Source organism: Pseudoduganella sp. GW821-FHT12E03, assembly GCF_058807115.1.
This window is the reverse complement of the sequence record NZ_JBXAQJ010000001.1, coordinates 799,197-817,781: the sequence shown is the minus strand read 5'-3', so window position 1 is coordinate 817,781 and position 18,585 is coordinate 799,197. Positions and strand designations below refer to the sequence as shown.

Sequence of the window (18,585 nt, the reverse complement as noted above, 5' to 3'; positions counted from 1 at the left end):
ATGTGCCTGATTGTTTTCGCATGGCAGGTTGTGCCAGGCGTGCCGCTGATCGCGGCTGCCAACCGCGATGAATTTTATGCGCGCGAAGCCGCGCCTGCCGCTCCCTGGCCCGACCGGCCCGGTATTTTTGCCGGCCGCGACTTAAAAGCCGGAGGCAGCTGGATGGGGGTGTCGCAGGCGCAGGGATGTGCCCCGCGCTTTGCCGCCATCACCAATATCCGCGCTCCGCACGAACACAAGAATGACGCGCCGTCGCGCGGCCACCTGGTGGCCGATTACCTGGCTGGTTCGCTGCCGCCGCAGGCGTATATCGACAGCATCCGCGATGGCGCCGCCGCCTACAATGGCTTCAACCTGGTGGTGGGCGACCGCGACAGCCTGGTATGGTTTTCCAACAAGGGCGATGCCGACCCGCGCAATGGCTTGCCGCTGGCGCCGGGCATTTATGGCTTGTCCAACGCCCTGCTCGATTCGCCGTGGCCGAAGGTATTGAAGACCAAGGCCCAATTCGCCAGCCTGCTGTGCCTGGGCGCACCGGATGACGCGTATTTTGAAATGCTGTCCGACACCACGCGCGCGCCCGATATGCGGCTGCCGGAAACCGGGGTGCCGCTCGAAGTCGAGCGCATGCTGTCGGCCGTGCGGATCGAGTCGCCCGCGTACGGGACGCGGTCGTCGACGGTGGTGAAGCTGTACAGCGACGCACCTGCTGTCTTGCACGAGGTGCTGGTCCAGTAGGGCGGCTTTTACAAAGCCGCCGCGGAGCCGTCGAAACGCGTGCACGGCGGGTTTGTAAAACCCGCCCTACCGAGTCGCTGTGCCAACCATGGTTGCGCGGCGGCCCGTACTTAAAAGCGGTACGCCATCTCGATATGCGCGATGCCCGCTTCAAAAAACTCGCCGCCCTGCTTCACAAACCCGTGCCGCACATAAAACGGCGCCGCATGGGTCTGCGCGCTCAGCATCACTGACTGGTCGCCACGCGCTTTTGCCTGCGCAATCAAGCCCTGCAGCAGCAAGCCGCCGATGCCGGAACCCCGATGCGGCTTGCGGACCGCCATGCGGCCGATATGGCCGTCCGGCAGCAGCCGTCCGGTGGCGACCGGCGTGCCTTGCTGGTCATACGCGACCACGTGCAGGCACACGGCGTCCTTGTCATCCATTTCCAGTTCGGCGGGGACATGCTGTTCCTGGACAAAGACTTCCAGGCGGATGGTTTGGGCGTCGGCCCGCAGTGCGGACCAGTCGCCATAGCGTAAGGTAGGTGTCGTCATCCGCCTATTGTGCCACGGGCGGCGGCGCCGGCAAATGCCCGCGCCACCGCTCTTCCCCCTTCCTCAGTCCTTTTTCAACATCGATTGCAGCATCTCGCGGATATGCGGCGTGGCGGCATGCGGGTCGGTCGGATTGCGCGGCGTGGTCATGTCTTCCATGCGCACGCGCAGCCCGGCCAGCGCATCCGGGTGCGAATAGATGTAGAACTGGCCGTCTTCGATGGCCTTGAAAGTCAGTTCCGCGACCTCGCGCGCCGTGACCTTGCCGGAACTGACGGCGCGGTCGGTCAGCGCCTGGGACGCCATCTGGCTGGCCGTCGGCTTCGACATTTTCACATCGTCCGGACGGTTGCGGTGCGACTGGTTGATCCCGGTCGGCACGAAGAACGGGCACAGTACCGACGCGCCGATCGGGGCATCGACCAGTTTCAGGTCGTGGTACAGCGTTTCCGAGAGCGACACCACGGCATGCTTGGAGACGTTGTAGACGCCCATCACCGGCGGATTGACCACACCGGCCATCGACGAGGTATTGACGATATGGCCTTCGTACGCCGGGTCCGATTTCGCGCATTCCAGCATCAGCCGGGTGAAGATGCGCACGCCGTGAATCACGCCCCACACGTTCACGCCCAGCACCCATTCCCAGTCCGCTTCCGTGTTTTCCCAGACCAGGCCGCCGGAACCGACGCCGGCATTGTTGAACACCACGTGCACCGCGCCAAATTGCTTCATGGCGGCGTCGGCCAGCGCCTGCACCTGTTCGGTCTTGCGCACGTCGCACATCACGCCGATGACGTCGGCGCCCTGCCCTTTGAGTTCCGCCACGGTGGCGTCCAGCGCATCTTGCTGCACGTCGGCCAGCACCAGCTTCATGCCCAGTTCCCGCGCCCGGATCGCAAATTCCCTGCCCAGGCCCGCCGCGCCGCCCGTGATGACGGCAACTTTATTGTTGAAGTTCTTCATCAGATTAATTTCACCAGTTGTTTACCGAAGTTTTTACCCTTGAGCAGACCCATGAATGCTTCCGGGGCCTGTGCCAGTCCGTCCGCCACCGATTCACGGAATTGCAGTTTGCCGGTGGCGACCAGGCCGCCCAGTTCCGACAAGCCTTGCGGCCACAAATCCAGGTGTTCCGTGACGATAAAACCCTGCAGGCTGATGCGGTTGGTCAGCAGCAGCCGGGCATTGCGCAGCGGGATGTCTTCGCCGCTGTAGCCGGCAATCATGCCGCACAGCGCCACCCGCGCAAAGGCGTTGGTGCGGGCCAGCGCCGCGTCGAACACGGCGCCGCCCACGTTTTCAAAAATCGCATCGACACCATCGGGCGTGGCCGCCGCCAAGTCGCCTTCCAGGTTGCCAGCCTTGTAATCGACACAGGCGTCAAAGCCCAGCGTATTGACCACGTAATCGCATTTCTCGCCGCCACCGGCGATGCCGACCGCGCGGCAGCCCTTCAGTTTCGCCAGCTGGCCAACCACCGACCCCACCGCGCCACTGGCGCTCGAGACCACCACGGTTTGCCCCGGCTGCGCTTTCAAGATCTGGTTGACGCCATACCAGGCCGTCATGCCGGGCATGCCGACCGCGCCCAGGTAGGCCGAGGCCGGGATGACCCTGGTGTCGACCTTGCGCAGCAGCGCGCCATCGGACACGCCGATTTCCGACCAGCCGAACATGCCCGCCACGAATTCGCCGGCCGCGAATTTCGGGTTGTTCGAGGCGATGACTTCGCCCACGGTGCCACCGATCATGGTCTCGTCCAGCGGCTGGGGCGCGGCGTAGCTTTTCGCTTCGCTCATGCGGCCGCGCATGTAAGGGTCGAGCGACAGGTAATGGTTACGCACCAGCACTTGGCCATCGGTGATGGCGGGGACTTCCAGCGTTTCAAGGCGGAAGTTTTCCGGTACGACTTCGCCACGGGGGCGGGAAGCCAGAACAATGCGTTGATATGTTTTCATGCGCAATTCCAGGTCAGATCGCCGACACGCCGCCATCGACAGCAAGGGTCTGCCCCGTGATGTGTTTACCGGCATCGGACGCCAGCAGCACCACCGGGCCCTTCAAGTCTTCATCGTCGCCCAGGCGGCGCAGCGGCGCTTCCGCCGTCATCTTGTCTTCGCCCATGGCGGCAATCAGGCCGGCGCTCATTTTCGACGGGAAGAAGCCTGGCGCCAGCGCATTGACGGTAATGCCATGCACGCCCCATTCGCCGGCCAGGGTGCGGGTAAAGTTGATGACCGCCGCTTTCGACGTGTTGTAGGCAATGGTCAGCATGCCGGGCGGATTGCCGGCCAGCCCGGCGATCGAGGCGATGTTGATGATGCGGCCCGATTTGCGGGGAATCATCGAACGCTTTCCGACCGCCTGCGACACCAGGAAGATGCTGCGCACGTTCAAATTCATGACCTTGTCCCAGGCGTCCAGCGGATAGTCTTCCGCCGGCGCGCCCCAGGTGGCGCCCGCATTGTTGATCAGGATATCGATATGGCCGCCGAGTTTTTCCAGCGCCGCATCCACCAGCGGTCCGACCGCCGATTCCTTTTGCAAATCGGCGGCGATGGCGTACGCCTTGACGCCGTGTTTCGCCAGTTCGGCCACGGCGTCATCGAGGTCGGCCTGCTTGCGGGAAGTGAGCACAACCTTGGCGCCCTGTTCGCCCAGCGCCAGCGCCATTTGCAGGCCCAGGCCGCGCGAACCGCCGGTGACCAGCGCGGTCTTGCCGGCCAGGTCGAACAATTGCTGAGTGGTGCGTGTCATCTTCAATCTCTCCTATTATAAAAACGGGTGCCGGGCCTTCGGGCCGGGCATCCTCATATCATGACCGGCCATTGCGCGATGCCGGTTTAAAACCACGCATCTTGCATGTCGAGCGCCGTGGTGTCGAGGCTTTCCAGCAAATCAAACTGGGCGCCGGTCTTCGGCAATTCCCAGCGGAAGAAGTAGCGGCAAGCCTGCAATTTGCCGTGGTAAAACGCGTCATCGTCCGGCGTGGCGCCGGCATCGAGGCCGGCCTTGGCGGCGATGGCTTGCTGCAGCCATATCCACGCCACCACCACGTGCCCGACCGCTTCCAGGTACACGCTGGCGTTGGCGAGGGTGACATTCATATCGCCCGCGCCATACAGCGCCGCGGTGGTGCGTTCCGTGCGGCGCAGCGCGGCCTCCAGCTCCCGCCCGTAATCGGCGATGCCGGCATTGACCACGCGCGAGGACTGCTCCACGGTCTTGCGTACTTCCGCCGCGAACGCCTTCAGCAATGCGCCATCCTGCATCGATGCCTTGCGGCCCAGCAGGTCGAGGCCGTGGATGCCGTGCGTGCCTTCGTGGATCGCATTGAGGCGGTTGTCGCGGTAAAACTGTTCGACCGGATATTCCCGGGTGTACCCGTAGCCGCCGTGGACCTGGATCGCCAGGCTGTTGGCTTCCACGCACCACTGCGACGGCCACGATTTGGTAATCGGCGTGAGAAGTTCCAGCAGGCGGGTGGCCAGCGCGCGCCGCTCCGGATCCGGCGCCGTGCGTTCATCATCGACCAGCCTGGCGCTGTACAGCACCAGGGCCAGCGCGCCCTCGGCATACGCTTTTTGCGCCAGCAGCATGCGCCGCACATCGGTGTGTTCGACAATCGGCAACTGTGCTTGCGCGGGATCCTTGTTGGCAGGATGGCGGCCCTGCGGCCGGTTGCGCGCATAGTCCAGCGCGTGCAGGTATCCGGTATACCCCAGCACGGCGGCGCCGGCGCCGACGCCGATGCGCGCTTCATTCATCATGTGGAACATGTTGGCCAGGCCCTGGTGCGGCTGGCCCACCAGGTAGCCGATCGCGCCGGCCTTGCCCTGCGGCTGGAATACGCCTTCGCCAAAGTTCAGCAGGCAGTTGGTGGTGCCCCGGTTGCCCATCTTGTGGTTCAAGCCGGCCAGCACCACGTCATTGCGCTCGCCCAGGCTGCCGTCATCGTTGACCAGGTGTTTTGGCACGATGAACAGGGAAATCCCTTTCACGCCCGGGATCAGCTTGCCGTCCGGTCCCGGGATTTTCGCCAGCACCAGGTGCACGATATTGCCCGCCAGGTCATGCTCGCCGGCGGAAATCCACATCTTGTTGCCGGCCAGGCGGTATTGGCGTTCGCCTTCGGGGCCGGGCACGGGATCGGGGTCGGCACGGGTCGTGATATCGGACAGGCTGGAACCGGCCTGCGGCTCCGACAGGCACATGGTGCCAAAGAAGCGCCCTTCCAGCATCGGCTGCACGAAGCGGCGCACCTGGTCCGGCGTCCCGGTCTTCAACAGGGTATTGGCGTTGCCGATGGTCAGGAACATGTATGACGTGGTCGAGACGTTGGCCGCCGTGCAATATGCCGCCAGCAGTTTTTCCACCGTGACGGGCAACTGCATGCCGCCCAGCGCATAATCCTGGCCGGCCGCCACCAGTCCCGCACCGATGTAGGCATCGAGCGCGGTTTTTACCGCGGGGATGATGTGCACGTCCAGCGCCTTGCCGCCGGCGTTTTTACCCGGAATAGCACGCGGCTCGTCTTCATCGGAGAGCCGGTTGTGCGGAGCAAACAAGTCGGAGGCGATTTTTTCCGCCGTATCGAGCGCGGCGCTGAAAGTTTCGCGGCTGTGGTCCGCGAAGCGGGGGCGCGCGGTCAGCGCTTCCATGTCCAGCCATTCGTACAACAGGAAATCAAGGTCGCGGCGCGACAGCAGCTTCGATTGCATGGTGATGTCTCCAGGAGTGAGCATGCGGGCGCCTTCTGCGGGCGCCCTGCGGGGAATCGCTACAGCTTAGACCACTTCGAACAGGCCTGCCGCGCCCTGGCCGCCGCCGATGCACATGGTAACCACCACGTATTTGACGCCACGGCGTTTACCCTCGATCAGCGCGTGGCCGGTCAGGCGCGCGCCGGAGACGCCATATGGGTGGCCGACCGCGATCGCGCCGCCGTTGACGTTCAGGCGGTCCATCGGGATGCCGAGTGTATCGGCGCAATACAGCACTTGCACGGCAAACGCTTCGTTCAGCTCCCACAAGCCGATGTCTTCCACTTTCAGGCCGGCTTTTTTCAGCAGCTTCGGAATCGCATAGACCGGGCCGATGCCCATCTCGTCCGGTTCGCAGCCGGCCACCGCGAAGCCCCGGAAGATACCCAGCGGCTGCAAGCCCTTTTGTTCCGCGACCTTGGCATTCATGACAATGGCCAGCGACGCGCCATCGGAAAACTGGCTGGCGTTACCGGCGGAAACCACGCCGCCCGGCACCGCGGTGCGGATTTTCGACACGGCTTCCAGGGTGGTGTCGGCGCGGATGCCCTCGTCGGCGGAAATCGTCACTTCACGCGAGACCAGCTGGCCGCTGGCCTTGTCGGCCACGCCCATGATGGTGGTCATCGGCACGATTTCCGCGTTGAACAGGCCGGCGGCCTGGGCGGCGGCGGCACGCTGCTGGCTTTGCACGCCATATGCATCCTGGCGTTCCTTGCTCACGCCATAGCGCCTGGCCACGTTTTCCGCCGTCTGCAGCATCGGCCAGTAAATTTCCGGCTTGTTTTGCGACAGCCACACTTCCTGGTACATGTGCAGGTTCATTTCCTGCTGCACGCACGAAATCGATTCGACCCCGCCGGCCGCATAAATATCGCCTTCGCCGGCGATGATGCGCTGCGCCGCGGTGGCAATGGTTTGCAGGCCCGACGAGCAAAAACGGTTGATCGTCATACCGCCGGTGGACACCGGGCAGCCGGCGCGCAGCGCGATCTGGCGCGCGATATTGCCGCCGGTGGCGCCTTCGGGATTGGCGCAGCCGATCAGCACATCTTCCACCTCGCCGGCTTCGATATTGGCGCGGGCGATCGCCGCGGCCAGCGCATGGCCCCCCATCGTGGCGCCGTGGGTCATGTTAAAGGCGCCTTTCCACGATTTGGCCAGGCCGGTACGGGCGGTCGATACGATCACGGCATCAGTCATTGCAGTCTCCACTAAGAATGGTTTTGGGGTTGCGATGTATTCAGAATAGCACAAATAAGCACGAGCGTTCGCAAATTATTTTTAGCATGGATCCACTTCGTCCCTCTTAGCAATTTGTAAGCATTGTGTAAGTTTCGAGCAAGCTTTACGTAAGGTTCGGGGGCCACACTGGCTGCCAAGCTGATGATTTAACAGCGACCTAATAATTACTATTTTTTGGAGATAAATCATGGCAACTGCATCCGGCACCGCCGATATGCGCGCAGCGGGGGGCGGCAAGGCGGCCCCCATGACGCGTGAAGAAAAGAAAGTGATTTTCGCCTCGTCGCTGGGCACCGTTTTCGAGTGGTATGACTTCTACCTGTATGGCTCGCTGGCATCGATCATCGCCAAGCAATTCTTTGCCGGCACCGATCCGACTTCCGGTTTCATCTTTGCCTTGCTGGCGTTTGCGGCGGGCTTTATCGTGCGTCCGTTCGGTGCGCTGGTGTTTGGCCGCCTGGGCGACATGATCGGCCGTAAATACACCTTCCTGGTCACCATCATGCTGATGGGCCTGTCGACCTTCATCGTTGGCCTGCTACCGGGCTATGGCGCGATCGGCATCGCGGCGCCAATCATCCTGGTCGTGCTGCGTATCCTGCAAGGCCTGGCGCTGGGCGGCGAATATGGCGGTGCCGCGACCTATGTGGCGGAACACGCGCCGGACGGCCGGCGCGGCCTGTTCACTGCATGGATCCAGACCACCGCGACCCTGGGGTTCTTCCTGTCGCTGATGGTGATCCTGGGCACCCGCCTGCTGGTGGAAGAAGAAGCCTTCAATGCGTGGGGCTGGCGCATTCCGTTCCTGGTGTCGGTGCTGCTGCTGGGTATTTCGGTGTGGATCCGCCTGTCGATGAATGAATCGCCGGCCTTCACCAAGATGAAATCCGAAGGCAAGACGTCGAAAGCGCCGCTGTCGGAGTCGTTCGGCCAATGGCGCAACCTCAAAATCGTGATCCTGGCGCTGGTTGGCCTGACGATGGGCCAGGCCGTGGTGTGGTACACCGGCCAGTTCTACGCGCTGTTCTTCATGATCCAGACTCTGAAGATCGACATGAAGACCGCGAATATCCTGATCGCCACCGCGCTGTTGCTGGCCACGCCGTTCTTCATTTTCTTCGGCAGCCTGTCTGACCGCGTCGGCCGCAAGTGGATCATCCTGGGCGGCTGCCTGATTGCCGCGCTGACCTACTTCCCGCTGTTCAAGGGCCTGACCCACTACGGCAACCCGGCGTTGGAAGCCGCCCTGAAAAACTCGCCAGTGGTGGTGGTGGCGGATCCCGCTTCGTGCCACTTCCAGTTCAACCCGACCGGTGAAAAGAAATTCCCGTCGTCGTGCGACATTGCCACCTCGTCGCTGTCGCAAAGTTCGGTGAACTACAGCCGCCAGGATGCGCCGGCCGGTTCGATCGCCAAGATCATGGTGGGTGACAAGGAATTGCAATCGCTGAACGCGACCATGACCCCGGACGGCCTGAACTTCGACGCCGACAGCAAGAAAAAAGTCGCGGACTTCAAGAAAGACCTGGGCGGCGTCATCAAGGCCGCCGGCTACCCGGCCAAGGCCGATCCCGACGCGATCAACAAACCCATGATGATCGTGCTGCTGTTCGTGCTGGTGCTGTATGTGACGATGGTGTACGGCCCGATTGCCGCCATGCTGGTGGAAATGTTCCCGACCCGCATCCGCTACACCTCGATGTCGCTGCCGTACCACCTGGGTAACGGCTGGTTCGGCGGCCTGCTGCCCACCACTGCTTTCGCCCTGGTGGCGTTCAAGGGCGACATTTACTACGGCCTGTGGTATCCAATCGTGATCGCCCTGGCCACGCTCGTGATCGGCGCCCTGTTCGTCAAGGAAACCATCCACAACGACATCTACGCCGCCGATTAACACAATCGAACCGTGTTCCCTGAGCGGCGAGAGTCCCCTCCTCCCGCCGCCGTGTCTTTCAAGCCGCCTCCGGGCGGCTTTTTTTGTGGGGTCAGGCGTGCGTTCGTGCATTCCCCCTGTGGGGTCAGGCGTGCATTGATGCATTCGCAAGGATGCATTCGGCCCGTGCGGCCACCTCTGACGCCGGCATGCTGTGTGCGTACCTTGCCGCGGCACGGCTCAATGTGGAAGGATCCCGCATCAGCAATTGCGCCAGCGCCGTCAGATTGCCATCGCCGCAGGTGGCCACCAGGTGCGCGGCCGCCGAACGTGCGTGGACACACTCGGTGTGGCGTGACGTGGACAGCGCTTCCTGCGCGAGGCCCGCAGCCAGGCATACCGCATCGACAATCTGCGCCGCCCGGTACTGAGGCCGAAGGAAGCCGCCGCACGCCTTCCGTTCCATCCGATGGGCAAACAAGTCATCGCCCAGTACGGGAATTTTCTGGTTTCCCCGTTTGAAGTCCAGTGGCGACATCATCTTTTCGGGCGTGCGCATGAACCCGCAATACGCGTCGCGGGCGCGCGGCAGTCGGGTGCTGAAGCGCGCCAGGACTGGACCCGTCAGCAGCCACGGGCCCTGGATGTCCTCGCCGAGATAGGCGCGGTGGCTGCTCCAGGGCCAGGCGGCGGGATCATCCACCAGGTTCGCGCGCACAGGATTCATGTGGATATAGCGCACCAGCTGCAACAGGTAACTGTCCGAGTCGACCAGGATGGCCTTGTAGCGGCCCTGGAACACATGGCCGATACGCTTGTGGCGCCAGTTGAAATAGCCGGTGTAGCGGAAACTGAGGTGGTGCATGGCGTGGGACAGCGGAATATCGCCGACCTGGACCGCCGCATGGATATGGTTACCCATCCAGCAATAGCCAAGCAGGTGGTAGCGGAAACGGCTGGCGCCTTCGGCGACCAGGTCTTGCAGGCGATAGCGGTCTTTGTCGTCGTGGAAAATCGCCTGACCGTTATTACCGCGCAAGATTACGTGGTACAACGCGGCGGCGACATGAATGCGGGGTTTGCGTGCCATGGTGACCTCCTCACATAAGTGGCAGTCCCACGGTACGCCGCTGCGCAGGTGAAGGTTTGAACCGCCGCAAAATGCGTGCACGATTGCACGCCTGACCCCACCGGGTTAATGCATCAATGCACGCCTGACCCCACACGGAACGCGTCGTGGATGCAGGCGCGCAGTTCGTCGTCGTTCCAGGGTTTGGGGAAGAAGCGGTAGATGGCGCCGCGGTTGATGGCGTCGATGACGGGTTCGAGGTTGGCGTAGCCGGACAGGATAATGCGGGTGGTGCTGGGGTACAGGTCTTTGACTGTTTGCATGAAATCGACGCCGCTCATGTCCGGCATGCCCTGGTCGGCCAGCACCACGTGTACCGGGTTGTTGGCCAGCAGTTTCAGGGCGTCGGCGCAGTTGGTCGCGGCCAGGATTTTATAGCCATCCTGGCGCAGCGCGCGGTTCAGTGCGCGCACCATGCCGGGTTCATCGTCGAGCAGCAAGAGCGTGCGCTGCGGCTCGCCATGGTCGGTCAGCGGCAGGCGGCGGCCGGACTGCAGCAGCGCGGCCAGCGCGTCGGGCGGCACCGGGCGGCTGAACAGGAAACCTTGCATCGCGTCGCAATGGCGCCGCCGCAGGTAATTCATTTGCTCTTCCGTCTCGACCCCTTCGGCAATCACGGTAAAGTGCAGGCTGTGCGCCAGCGCGATGATGGCGTTGCACGCGGCCGCATCGTCGGTTACTGTCACGATACCGCGCACGAATGATTCATCGATCTTCACATGGTCGACCGGCAGCCGCCGCAACTGGTTCAGCGACGAATAGCCGGTACCGAAATCGTCCAGCGCGATCCGCACGCCCAGCTCACGCAACTCGCGCAACACCGCCACCGCCGCGTCGGCGTCACGCACCAGCGCACTTTCCGTGATTTCCAGCTCCAGCGCCTTTTCCGGCACCTGGTGGCGCCGCATGGCAGAACGGACCGTCTCCGCCAGGCCATGCAAGTGCAACTGGCGCGATCCCAGGTTCAGCGCCACCGGCGGCAGGTGCAGGCCGGCGCCGCGCCAGGCCTGCAATTGCGCGCACACCGCGTCGATGGCCCAGGCGCCAAACGCCTGCATCAAACCGGCTTCCTCGGCCACCCGTAAAAACTCCGCCGGCGCCAGCACGCCACGGACCGGATGACGCCAGCGCAGCAGCGCTTCCACGCCAGTGATGGCGCCGGTCACCAGGCTGCATTGCGGCTGGTAATACAAGGCCAGCTCACCGCGCGCCAGCGCGCCCTGCAATTCGGCTTCCATGGTCTGGCGCGCCGCCATCCGCTGATTGGCTTCCTTCGCATAAAAACGCCACTGGTTGCCGCCCTGCCGCTTGGCTTCCTGCATTGCCAGTGCCGCGTGGCGCAGCAGCGCATCGGCGTCGCCGCCATCATCGGGATAGATCGCGATCCCGGCCGACACCGGCACGCCCGCTGTGCCATCGCCCGCTTGCCGTTCCTGCGCCAGCGCCGCGACAAAGCGCGACACCGCCTCCGCCGCATTGCCCGAACCGGCAATCGCCGGCAGGACGGCAATGAATTCATCGGCCCCGGCCCGGGCCAGCAGCGCGTGGTGCCCAAAGGCGTGGCGCAATTGCTGCGCCACCCGCATCAGCAGCTGGTCACCGGCGTCACGGCCCAATGCCGTATTGATATCGCGAAAACGGTCGATATTCACGTGGACCGCCGCCATCTTGCGGTGCGCGTCATCGGCCGCATGGCCCTGTTGCAGCTGCCGGCGCAGCGTGTTGCTGGTCGCCAGGCCGGTCAGGCCGTCGTAATTCGTATGGTGCGCCAGTTCATCTTCAACCTGTTCGCGCACCGCGTGGTCGCGCCGGCTCGCGATCCCAAACGCCAGGTCGTCCGCCAGGTCTTGCAGCAGCCGGATTTCCTCTTCCGAAAACACCCTCGCATCGCCCGTGTACAACCCCAGCACCCCGAACGCGCCATGGCCGTCCCGCAGCGGCAGCGCGATGCAGGCGTTGACGCCATGCGGCGGCGCCACCACGTTCCATGACGTAAACACGAGGTCGCCCTGGAGGTTTTTGCACACCAGCATGCGGCATTGCTGGATCGCCGTCCCAAAGCCGCCCTGCCGGTGCACGTCCGGCCCCCAGGTCAATTGCAAGGCGTCGATAAACCCGCGGTCGGTACCGGCATGGGACACCGGTTCGATACTGTGCGCTTCATCCTGCCGCGCATAGCCCACCCAGGCCAGGCGGTAACCGCCCAGTTCCACCAGGTGGTGACAGATCGCATCGGTCAGCGCCGCTTCGCCGGGCGCCTTCACCAGCGACGCGCTGCATGCGGACAGCAGCGCCCACGAACGCTCGACGTGTTCGAGCCGCGCCACCCGTTCGACTTCCCGCTCGGCCGCCGCCAGGGTTTCGTCGGCAATGCTGTTCATCGAGCGCACCAGCACATCGAACTCACTGGCGCTGTCGTGCGGCGCGTGCATCTTGCGCGCCCGCGCGCGGGGCCGCGCCGCCGCGCCGCCATGGCGGAAATTGCCCGCCACGATCTCACCGGCAAAGGCAATGCATTCGCGCAGCGTCCCGTCGATCCCGCGCGTCACGCCGCGCGCCAGCACGATGCCGCCGGCCGCCGCCAGCACAGGCCCCAGCAGCAAGACCGCCAGCGCCACCTGGCTGAGCGTGGCGGCGCGTCCCCTGGCATGCTGGGCCGCCCGCGCGGCGGCGCCCGCGAGCTTGTCGAACAACGGCGTCAATGGCACGGCGCCGGGCTTGCCGGCTTCATGGTCATAGCTGGCCAGGCTGATGGCCTGGGCGGCGGCGCGCACCGTTGTGTCTCCACTGAGCGCGGTGACGTCCCGCATCCGGGCCCGCAATTCCTCCAGCGGGGCGCGGCGCGAGGTGGACGCGGCGCCCGCGTCACCGGCGAAGGCGCGCAGCAGCGGCGCCGATTGGCTGACCAGCTCCATCACGCGCCCGTCTTCGGCCGCCGCGGCTTCCCAGCGGGACACGGCCAGCACATGCAATACCAGCGCCAGCAAGGCGGCCGCCCCCATCGGCACCGCCACCGCGGCCATGGCGGCGAATAGCCGCCCGGCCAGACTCAGCCGTGCCAGCCGGGCATGAAAGTCAGCGAGGAAGGCCATGGCGCCCACCCTGGCGGAAATCGGTATGCATACGCCTCTGCCTCAGGTTCGCTCAACAGGGAACAAGGTATGGAACAACGGTTCCATCTTACGCCGATTTATATTTCCAGCCCACAACAAAAACGGCGCAGGCCCGTTGCCGGGTCCTGCGCCGTTGACGGCAAACTTGACGCTTGCGGATCAGCCGATCACGCGCAGCGAAAAGTCCACCGCGCGGATATCCTTGGTCAGGCTGCCAATGGAAATGCGGTCCACGCCGGTTTCCGCGATGCCGCGCACGGTATCCAGATTGACGCCGCCGGAGCCTTCCAGCAGCGCGCGGCCCGCATTGATGACGACCGCTTCGCGCATCATGGCCAGGTCAAAGTTATCCAGCAAGACCGAGGTGGCGCCCGCTTCCAACGCTTCGCGGAGTTCTTCCAGGTTTTCCACTTCCACCTGGATCGTGACTTCCGGACGTCCCTCCGCGACGCGGCGCGCGGCCACCATCGCGGCCGTGATGCCGCCCGCCGCCGCAATGTGGTTTTCCTTGATCAGGATGCCGTCATACAGCGCCATGCGCTGGTTGCAGCCACCGCCCACCCGCACCGCATATTTTTGCGCCAGGCGCATGCCGGGCAAGGTTTTGCGGGTATCGAGGATTTTCGAGCTGGTGCCCTGCACCACGTCCACGTAGGTGCGCGTGGCGGTCGCCACCGCCGACAACAGTTGCATGAAATTCAGCGCGGACCGCTCGGCCGTCAGCAAGGCACGCGACGGACCGGAGATGGTGCAGACTGGCGTGTCGGCGCTCATCCGGTCGCCTTCCGCGTAGTGCCATTCGATGGCGATCGAGGCATCAACGGCTTTCATGACGCCTTCGAACCATGGCGCGCCGGCCAGCACGGCGTCTTCGCGAACGATGACGCGGGCCTGGCAGTGGCCGTCCGCCGGCACCAGCTGGCCCGTCAAGTCGCCGCTGCCGACATCTTCCAGCAGCGCGGACAACAGGTTTTGTTCAAAAGCGCGGGTCAGCGCGTCGTCAAACGGGGCAAATCGGTTGATCAGGGTGCTCATGCGGGACCGATCCCCTTGAACAGCGCGCCTTCCTGCGCCAGGTCGGCCGATGGCGCGACCTTGGCTTTCTTCGCGGCCGCGAAGTCCAGCATGCGGTTGATCGACTTCACGGCTTGCTGGCCGATCACCGGATCGACATGGATCTCATTGCCCATGTTTTCCAGCACCTCCGCCAGGTTTTTCAGGCCGTTCATGGCCATCCACGGGCAGTGCGCGCAGCTCTTGCAGGTGGCGCTGTTGCCGGCGGTCGGCGCTTCGATGAAGGTTTTGCCCGGTGCCGCGGCGCGCATCTTGTGCAGGATGCCGTTGTCGGTGGCCACGATGAAGGTGTCCGCATCCATTTCCACGGCGGCCTTGATCATTTGCGAGGTGGAACCCACCACGTCCGCCTGTTCCACCACGTTGGCGGGCGACTCCGGGTGCACCAGCACTTTCGCGTGCGGGTACTCGGCTTTCAGCAAGTCCAGTTCCACGCCCTTGAATTCGTCGTGCACCAGGCAGGAACCCTGCCACAGCAGCATGTCGGCGCCGGTCTGTTTCTGGATATAGGAACCGAGGTGCTTGTCCGGGGCCCACAGGATTTTCTTGCCCTGCTCGTGCAGGTGCTTGACGATGTCCAGGCCGATGGCCGACGTCACCATCCAGTCGGCGCGCGCTTTTACGGCGGCGCTGGTGTTGGCGTAGACCACCACCGTGCGGTCGGGATGCTGGTCGCAGAAGGCGGCGAATTCGTCGGCCGGGCACCCCAGGTCCAGCGAGCAGGTCGCGTCCAGGTCGGGCATCAGGATGGTTTTTTCCGGGCTGAGGATCTTCGCGGTTTCACCCATGAAGCGCACGCCGGCGACCACCAGGGTCTTGGCGGGATGGTCACGGCCGAAACGGGCCATTTCCAGCGAATCGGACACGCAGCCGCCGGTGGCTTCGGCCAGGTCTTGCAGGTCGGCGTCAACGTAGTAGTGGGCGACCAGCACCGCGTCGCGTTCTTTCAGCAGGCGCTTGATGCGGGCGATCAGTTCGATACGCTCGCTGGCGGTTGGCGTCTCGGGGGCACGCGCCCACGCGCGCGCCACGCAGCTGCCGCCTTCCTGCGGATGTTCATACTCAATGGGCTTGATGGCTAAGTTCTGTTGCATGATGCTAAGGCTTAAAGAACAATGAGATGGCGACACTATCGCACATCAGGGGGAATTTTGCCGGAGGCGGCGTTCTTGGTGTGCACGGCGGCTTTACGGTAACAGGCGAACCGCAGCCCGTAGGGCGGTTTGGCGCGAAGGCGCCAAGCCGCCGTGCACACCGGGCAAATTTAATCGATGCCCTGGCTCGACAAGTACTCTTCGTAATTGCCGCTGAAATCAACGATGCCGTCTTCCTTGATTTCAATAATGCGGTTGGCCAGCGACGACACGAATTCACGGTCGTGCGACACGAAAATCAGGGTGCCGGCATATTTGTCGAGCGCGATGTTCAGCGATTCGATCGATTCCATGTCCATGTGGTTGGTCGGCTCGTCCAGCAGCAGCACATTGTGGCGGCCCAGCATCAGCTTGCCGTACATCATGCGGCCCTTTTCACCACCGGACAGCACTTTCACGGATTTCTTCACTTCGTCGCCGCCAAACAGCAAGCGGCCCAGGATGGAACGCACGGCCTGGTCGTCGTCGCCTTCCTTGGTCCACTGGCCCATCCAGTCTGTCAGGTTTTCACCGCCGGCGAATTCCTCGGTCGGATCTTGCGGCATGTAGCCGACGTTGGCGTTTTCCGCCCATTTCACGTTGCCGACATCGGCCGACAGGCCGGCGATGTCCTGGCCGCCGATGCAGCGCAGCAAGGTGGTCTTACCGGCGCCGTTGGCGCCGATGATGGCAATGCGTTCACCCGCTTCCACCATGATGGAAAAGTCCTTGAACAGCTGGCGGTCGTATTTTTTCGCCAGGTATTCGGTTTCCACGGCCAGGCGGTGCAGTTTTTTCTCGCCTTCGAAGCGCACGAACGGATAGGCGCGCGACGATGGCTTGATGTCTTCCACCTTGATCTTGTCGATCATCTTGGCGCGCGAGGTGGCCTGGCGGGCCTTCGACTTGTTGGCCGAGAAGCGGCGCACGAAGTCTTGCAGTTCCGCGACTTTCTCTTTGGCCTTGGCATTGTTGGCCAGCTGCTGGTTGCGCGCTTGCGTCGACGCCAGCATGTAGTCGTCGTAGTTGCCTGGATAAATCTTCAGCGTGCCGTAATCCATGTCGGCCACGTGGGTGCACACCTGGTTCAGGAAGTGGCGATCGTGGGAAATGATGATCATGGTGGAATTGCGCTCGTTCAGCACTTCTTCCAGCCAGCGGATGGTGTTGATGTCCAGGTTATTGGTCGGCTCGTCCAGCAGCAGGATGTCCGGATCCGAGAACAGCGCCTGCGCCAGCAGCACCCGCAGTTTCCAGCCTGGCGCCACCGCGCTCATCGGGCCCTGGTGCAGGTCGATGCTGACACCCACGCCCAGCAACAGTTCACCGGCGCGCGCTTCAGCCGTGTAGCCGTCGTACTCGGCGACTTTGCCTTCCAGTTCGGCGGCCTGCATGTAATCGTCGTCGGTGGCGTCCGGGTTCGCGTAAATCGCATCGCGCTTGGAGATCGCATCCCACATTTCCGTGTGGCCCATCATCACCACGTCCAGTACGCGCATGTCTTCATACGCGAACTGGTCCTGGCGCAGCTTGCCGAGGCGCTCGTTGACGTCCAGCGACACGTTGCCTGCCGATGGTTCCAGGTCGCCGCCCAGGATTTTCATGAAAGTGGACTTGCCGCAGCCATTCGCGCCGATCAAGCCATAGCGGTTGCCGTCGCCAAACTTGACGGAAATGTTCTCGAACAGCGGCTTGGCGCCGAATTGCATGGTGATGTTAGCAGTGGATAACATTGTTTCTTGGGGTTCCGTATGCGGTGGATTCAGTAACCTTACATTTTACCACGATCAACCACCCCGACAGACTGCCGACTGTTTGCTATAGTGAAAGCGTTGGCGCAAGCGGATTTTCCATCCTTTAACCCTGGTCACCCGGAGCATAGCCATGAGCAAAAGTGCCTACCAAGTTGCCCGCGAAGCGTTGTCGGTCCTCGAGTTTTACAGCGACAGTTACGGTTCGTCTCCCGTGTTCCAGGACGAACGGCGCCGGGTCGGCGTGGAATTGAAGAGCAAGGCGCAAGAGTTTCCCGACGGTTCCGGTGGCAAGGAATTGCTGCTGGACCTGGCGGCGCTATTTGACAAGTAAAGGCGCCGCCGGCGAGCCGGTTGCGCCGGAGTTTCAGCTACGCGACTTTTTGATGATCAAAGAGTCGCTCCACAATCCGCTTGCAATTCTCAAACGCCCATTTCCATTCACCTCTGGACGGCGCTTGGCCACGCCCCCACTCGGCAAAGTAGGTAATTTCCCGCAATCGCTCAAGACCCTCGATGAGATCATCCGGCAGAAGGTCGTTATTTTTACAATATTGAATGAGTTGAATCAGCTTGGGTGCCGGTTCGAAATCATGTTTCGAGCCAACAATATCAGTCAAGCCCTTACGCATCAGCATGCGCGACATGATGAGTGTGGCCCACTCATTCAGCTTAACCGTTTCGAAAATCGCATCGATATTGTGCGAATCCAAATACCCGCCCTGGGTCGCCTTTGCCAGCGATTCGTTCGCCTCCTTACTCAAGAACTCAAGTTCCGTATCTTTATGTTTGACCTTCTTGATACGATCCAGCGTTTTTTCCATCAATTCAGGCAAACGCCGCCGGAATAGCAGGAAGGAAAGCAGCACGGTAATAGGCCATGCCGTGTCATGAACCAATGCATTCCAATCAAATGCTTTTTGCTGCTCCTCATTTGCGTTTTTCTTCCGTTCTGCATCAGCAGCCGGTTGTGCAGCAATGGTGAGGTTTTGGCTTCCGCACATCACATTGGACTCCAAACCGATGGCTGGTTGTCTTGGGTTGACGCCACCTTTGCGTGGTGGCGAATTGCAAGCCGGGGCGGCACTTCCAGCGGTGGCAACAGGCTCAACGTCACCGGCAAGGCACAAGGCGGGCGTCAACATCAACACAGCCCATGCCGCATAGCGGCCTAATACTCTATTCATATGTCATGCATTCTGTTTAATTCGGCGCAAAATGCGCGTT

Annotated in this window: 15 protein-coding genes; 3 read left to right on the top strand and 12 right to left on the bottom strand. The window is 62.8% G+C overall.

What is annotated here, in order from left to right:
* Positions 1-738, top strand: a complete 738-nt coding sequence (locus AC1RRC_RS03175; RefSeq protein WP_493053797.1) for an NRDE family protein — start codon at positions 1-3, stop codon at positions 736-738.
* A 110-nt stretch (positions 739-848) separates the two neighbouring features.
* Here AC1RRC_RS03175 and AC1RRC_RS03170 read toward each other — a convergent pair whose 3' ends face one another.
* The 6 genes from AC1RRC_RS03170 to AC1RRC_RS03145 all read right to left on the bottom strand — a co-directional run bounded on the left by AC1RRC_RS03170 (position 849) and on the right by AC1RRC_RS03145 (position 7,243).
* Positions 849-1,274: a GNAT family N-acetyltransferase gene (locus AC1RRC_RS03170; RefSeq protein ID WP_493053796.1), complete on the bottom strand. Its 426-nt coding sequence runs from the start codon at positions 1,272-1,274 to the stop codon at positions 849-851.
* Positions 1,275-1,337: 63 nt separating this feature from the next.
* Positions 1,338-2,240: an SDR family oxidoreductase gene (locus AC1RRC_RS03165; RefSeq protein ID WP_493053795.1), complete on the bottom strand. Its 903-nt coding sequence runs from the start codon at positions 2,238-2,240 to the stop codon at positions 1,338-1,340.
* The gene (locus AC1RRC_RS03160) at positions 2,240-3,235 is read right to left on the bottom strand and encodes an NADP-dependent oxidoreductase (protein ID WP_493053794.1); all 996 of its coding nucleotides are present in this window, start codon (positions 3,233-3,235) and stop codon (positions 2,240-2,242) included. Before AC1RRC_RS03160 ends, AC1RRC_RS03165 begins: the two co-directional genes overlap by 1 nt.
* 13 nt (positions 3,236-3,248) lie before the next feature.
* The gene (locus AC1RRC_RS03155) at positions 3,249-4,034 is read right to left on the bottom strand and encodes an SDR family oxidoreductase (protein WP_493053793.1); all 786 of its coding nucleotides are present in this window, start codon (positions 4,032-4,034) and stop codon (positions 3,249-3,251) included.
* A gap of 86 nt (positions 4,035-4,120) precedes the next feature.
* Positions 4,121-5,998: an acyl-CoA dehydrogenase gene (locus tag AC1RRC_RS03150; protein WP_493053792.1), complete on the bottom strand. Its 1,878-nt coding sequence runs from the start codon at positions 5,996-5,998 to the stop codon at positions 4,121-4,123.
* Between the two features lie 66 nt (positions 5,999-6,064).
* On the bottom strand, positions 6,065-7,243 hold the full coding sequence (locus AC1RRC_RS03145; RefSeq protein WP_493053791.1) for an acetyl-CoA C-acyltransferase: 1,179 nt from the start codon (positions 7,241-7,243) through the stop codon (positions 6,065-6,067).
* A 229-nt stretch (positions 7,244-7,472) separates the two neighbouring features.
* Here AC1RRC_RS03145 and AC1RRC_RS03140 point away from each other — a divergent pair, with 229 nt between their 5' ends.
* Positions 7,473-9,179, top strand: a complete 1,707-nt coding sequence (locus AC1RRC_RS03140) for an MFS transporter (protein WP_493053790.1) — start codon at positions 7,473-7,475, stop codon at positions 9,177-9,179.
* Positions 9,180-9,303: 124 nt separating this feature from the next.
* On the opposite strand, the gene AC1RRC_RS03135 is transcribed toward AC1RRC_RS03140, so the two are convergent.
* From AC1RRC_RS03135 to AC1RRC_RS03115, 5 genes are all read right to left on the bottom strand, one after another.
* Positions 9,304-10,248: a transposase gene (locus AC1RRC_RS03135; protein WP_493053789.1), complete on the bottom strand. Its 945-nt coding sequence runs from the start codon at positions 10,246-10,248 to the stop codon at positions 9,304-9,306.
* Positions 10,249-10,361: 113 nt separating this feature from the next.
* Positions 10,362-13,379, bottom strand: a complete 3,018-nt coding sequence (locus AC1RRC_RS03130) for an EAL domain-containing protein (protein ID WP_493053788.1) — start codon at positions 13,377-13,379, stop codon at positions 10,362-10,364.
* 180 nt (positions 13,380-13,559) lie between these two features.
* The gene (gene nadC, locus AC1RRC_RS03125) at positions 13,560-14,435 is read right to left on the bottom strand and encodes a carboxylating nicotinate-nucleotide diphosphorylase (RefSeq protein WP_493053787.1); all 876 of its coding nucleotides are present in this window, start codon (positions 14,433-14,435) and stop codon (positions 13,560-13,562) included.
* Positions 14,432-15,568, bottom strand: coding sequence for a quinolinate synthase NadA (nadA, locus tag AC1RRC_RS03120; protein WP_493053786.1), 1,137 nt, complete (start codon positions 15,566-15,568; stop codon positions 14,432-14,434). Before nadA ends, nadC begins: the two co-directional genes overlap by 4 nt.
* Before the next feature lie 170 nt (positions 15,569-15,738).
* A complete protein-coding gene (locus AC1RRC_RS03115) occupies positions 15,739-17,340 on the bottom strand; it encodes an ABC-F family ATPase (RefSeq protein WP_493053785.1) in 1,602 nt (533 codons plus the stop codon).
* A 151-nt stretch (positions 17,341-17,491) separates the two neighbouring features.
* Between AC1RRC_RS03115 and AC1RRC_RS03110 the strand changes: the two genes are divergently transcribed.
* On the top strand, positions 17,492-17,692 hold the full coding sequence (locus AC1RRC_RS03110) for a hypothetical protein (protein ID WP_493053784.1): 201 nt from the start codon (positions 17,492-17,494) through the stop codon (positions 17,690-17,692).
* A gap of 37 nt (positions 17,693-17,729) precedes the next feature.
* Here the strand turns inward: AC1RRC_RS03110 and AC1RRC_RS03105 are convergent, their stop codons facing one another.
* Positions 17,730-18,503, bottom strand: a complete 774-nt coding sequence (locus AC1RRC_RS03105) for a hypothetical protein (RefSeq protein ID WP_493053783.1) — start codon at positions 18,501-18,503, stop codon at positions 17,730-17,732.
* Positions 18,504-18,585: the final 82 nt, after the last annotated feature.

Coding starts and splice junctions, on each gene's coding strand:
- AC1RRC_RS03105 (WP_493053783.1), bottom strand. CDS start 18,503: ATGTTGACGCCCGCCTTGTGCCTTGCCGGTGACGTTGAGCCTGTTGCC.
- AC1RRC_RS03155 (WP_493053793.1), bottom strand. CDS start 4,034: ATGACACGCACCACTCAGCAATTGTTCGACCTGGCCGGCAAGACCGCG.
- nadA (WP_493053786.1), bottom strand. CDS start 15,568: ATGCAACAGAACTTAGCCATCAAGCCCATTGAGTATGAACATCCGCAG.
- AC1RRC_RS03170 (WP_493053796.1), bottom strand. CDS start 1,274: ATGACGACACCTACCTTACGCTATGGCGACTGGTCCGCACTGCGGGCC.
- nadC (WP_493053787.1), bottom strand. CDS start 14,435: ATGAGCACCCTGATCAACCGATTTGCCCCGTTTGACGACGCGCTGACC.
- AC1RRC_RS03145 (WP_493053791.1), bottom strand. CDS start 7,243: ATGACTGATGCCGTGATCGTATCGACCGCCCGTACCGGCCTGGCCAAA.
- AC1RRC_RS03130 (WP_493053788.1), bottom strand. CDS start 13,379: ATGGCCTTCCTCGCTGACTTTCATGCCCGGCTGGCACGGCTGAGTCTG.
- AC1RRC_RS03115 (WP_493053785.1), bottom strand. CDS start 17,340: ATGTTATCCACTGCTAACATCACCATGCAATTCGGCGCCAAGCCGCTG.
- AC1RRC_RS03165 (WP_493053795.1), bottom strand. CDS start 2,240: ATGAAGAACTTCAACAATAAAGTTGCCGTCATCACGGGCGGCGCGGCG.
- AC1RRC_RS03135 (WP_493053789.1), bottom strand. CDS start 10,248: ATGGCACGCAAACCCCGCATTCATGTCGCCGCCGCGTTGTACCACGTA.
- AC1RRC_RS03140 (WP_493053790.1), top strand. CDS start 7,473: ATGGCAACTGCATCCGGCACCGCCGATATGCGCGCAGCGGGGGGCGGC.
- AC1RRC_RS03160 (WP_493053794.1), bottom strand. CDS start 3,235: ATGAAAACATATCAACGCATTGTTCTGGCTTCCCGCCCCCGTGGCGAA.
- AC1RRC_RS03150 (WP_493053792.1), bottom strand. CDS start 5,998: ATGCAATCGAAGCTGCTGTCGCGCCGCGACCTTGATTTCCTGTTGTAC.
- AC1RRC_RS03110 (WP_493053784.1), top strand. CDS start 17,492: ATGAGCAAAAGTGCCTACCAAGTTGCCCGCGAAGCGTTGTCGGTCCTC.
- AC1RRC_RS03175 (WP_493053797.1), top strand. CDS start 1: ATGTGCCTGATTGTTTTCGCATGGCAGGTTGTGCCAGGCGTGCCGCTG.